Raw genomic sequence first — 1297 nt, 5'->3', positions numbered from 1 at the left:
CGGTCAACGACATCGGTAACGAGGAAGCCTTCCTCGCCGCGATCGACGAGACGATCAAGTACTTCAACGACGGCGACATCGTCGACGGCGTCATCGTGAAGGTCGACCGGGACGAGGTCCTGCTCGACATCGGTTACAAGACCGAAGGCGTGATCCCGAGCCGCGAACTCTCGATCAAGCACGACGTCGACCCCAACGAGGTCGTCGCCGTCGGTGACGAGATCGAGGCCCTGGTCCTCCAGAAGGAGGACAAGGAAGGCCGCCTGATCCTCTCGAAGAAGCGCGCCCAGTACGAGCGTGCCTGGGGCACCATCGAGAAGATCAAGGAAGAGGACGGGATCGTCACCGGTACCGTCATCGAGGTCGTCAAGGGTGGTCTCATCCTCGACATCGGCCTCCGTGGCTTCCTCCCGGCCTCCCTGGTCGAGATGCGCCGCGTCCGCGACCTCCAGCCCTACGTGGGCAAGGAGCTCGAGGCCAAGATCATCGAGCTGGACAAGAACCGCAACAACGTGGTCCTGTCCCGCCGTGCCTGGCTGGAGCAGACCCAGTCCGAGGTCCGCCAGACGTTCCTCACGACCCTGCAGAAGGGTCAGGTCCGTTCCGGTGTGGTCTCCTCGATCGTCAACTTCGGTGCCTTCGTGGACCTGGGTGGCGTCGACGGTCTGGTCCACGTCTCCGAGCTGTCCTGGAAGCACATCGACCACCCCTCCGAGGTCGTCGAGGTCGGCCAGGAGGTCACCGTCGAGGTCCTCGACGTCGACATGGACCGCGAGCGTGTCTCCCTGTCGCTGAAGGCGACCCAGGAAGACCCGTGGCAGCAGTTCGCCCGCACCCACCAGATCGGCCAGGTCGTGCCCGGCAAGGTCACGAAGCTGGTTCCGTTCGGTGCGTTCGTCCGCGTGGACGAGGGCATCGAGGGTCTGGTCCACATCTCCGAGCTGGCCGAGCGCCACGTGGAGATCCCGGAGCAGGTCGTCCAGGTCAACGACGAGATCTTCGTCAAGGTCATCGACATCGACCTCGAGCGTCGTCGCATCAGCCTCTCGCTGAAGCAGGCCAACGAGTCCTTCGGTGCCGACCCGGCCTCGGTCGAGTTCGACCCGACCCTGTACGGCATGGCTGCCTCGTACGACGACCAGGGCAACTACATCTACCCCGAGGGCTTCGACCCCGAGACCAACGACTGGCTCGAGGGCTACGAGAAGCAGCGCGAGGAGTGGGAGCGCCAGTACGCCGAGGCGCAGACCCGCTTCGAGCAGCACCAGCAGCAGGTCATCAAGTCCCGCGAGGCCGA

General features: G+C 64.6%; 1 protein-coding gene. It reads left to right on the top strand.

Annotated features, from left to right (window positions below; translation table 11 throughout):
- On the top strand, window positions 1-1297 hold a 1297-nt coding region (rpsA, locus tag ACFYNL_RS39715; RefSeq protein WP_388813151.1), incomplete at both ends, for a 30S ribosomal protein S1.

The organism is Streptomyces sp. NPDC007808, from assembly GCF_042868655.1.
Classification (GTDB): Bacteria; Actinomycetota; Actinomycetes; order Streptomycetales; family Streptomycetaceae; genus Streptomyces.
This window is presented reverse-complemented; position numbering and strand designations above follow the sequence as displayed.